The following is a 1,122-nucleotide window of genomic DNA, read 5'->3' on the forward strand; positions in this document are numbered from 1 at the left end:
CCGCTCAAAGGACGTCTGCGCGGCCGGAAACCCGACAATCCCACCGAATTCGCGTAGCGTCGGTCTCGGCAGCAAGCGCCCGTTCCATCCGGAACGGGCGACAGCAACCTACAAAGCTATGGCAATTTCGGGAAGTGTGTCTGGCAACGTCGACGAGGTGCCCGGCGGCACGACGAGCGTGCCAAAGCCGCTGGATGCACCGGCTAGCGGCCCGGTTCAGATGATGCCGCCGTTGGCGCGCAGGGTCTGGCCGTTGATCCAGGCCCCGTCGGGACCGGCGAGGAACGCCACGGCGGCCGCGATGTCCTCGGGTTGTCCGAGCCGTTCGAGCGGAGCGAGCTTCGCCAAGCGGTCGACGAGATCCTGCGGCTTGCCCTTGAGAAAGAGATCGGTTGCGGTCGGACCAGGGGCGATGGCGTTGACGTTGATGTTGCGGCCGCGGAGCTCCTTGGCGAGAATGCTGGTCATCGCCTCGACGGCCGCCTTGGTGCCTGCGTAGACGCCGTAGGTCGGCTGCAGCAGACCGACGACGCTCGAGGAGACGTTGACGATGCGACCGCCGTCGCGCAGACGCTTGGCGGCTTCGCGCAGCGTGTTGAACGTACCCTTGAGATTGACGTTTATCTGACGCTCGAACGTCTCGTCGTCGGTGTCGGCGATTGTCGAGAGCGCCATGATGCCCGCATTGTTCACGAGAACGTCCACACCGCCGAAGGCTGTCTCCGCCGTGTCGAACATGCCGCGCACGGCCCGCGCGTCGCTCACGTCCGCCTTGACGGTCAGGGCGCGGCCGCCTTTGCTCTCGATTTCTCGCGCCAAGGCGCCGGCCGACGCAGCGTCGCCGGAATAGTTGATGACGACGGTGAAGCCGTCGGCGGCAAGACGCGTCGCCACCGCCGCGCCGATGCCCCGCGAGGCTCCGGTAACGATCGCAATCCGCTTGGTCGTTTCAGTTGCCATGGCCTGTCTCCTCATGCCCCACGCGGCGCTCCTGGATTCGATACCCGCATGATCGCTGATAATGCGGCATCACCATCCGAAACAGGTAAATAATCAAGATGGATGGACGGATGGGACGCCATGCGGGCGTTTTCCCGATCGTCGAACGGCGCCGCTCCACCC

Annotated in this window: 1 protein-coding gene; it reads right to left on the minus strand. The window is 65.2% G+C overall.

From position 1 onward, the window contains the following. Positions 1 to 216: 216 nt before the first annotated feature. The gene (locus tag AC1DT3_RS22140) at positions 217 to 960 is read right to left on the minus strand and encodes an SDR family oxidoreductase (RefSeq protein WP_477467325.1); all 744 of its coding nucleotides are present in this window, start codon (positions 958 to 960) and stop codon (positions 217 to 219) included. Positions 961 to 1,122: the final 162 nt, after the last annotated feature.

It is taken from the genome of Microvirga sp. P4_G7, from assembly GCF_056401005.1.

Bases quoted from the DNA above. Each gene is read 5' to 3' on its own strand.
- AC1DT3_RS22140 (WP_477467325.1), bottom strand. From the start codon at position 960: ATGGCAACTGAAACGACCAAGCGGATTGCGATCGTTACCGGAGCCTCG.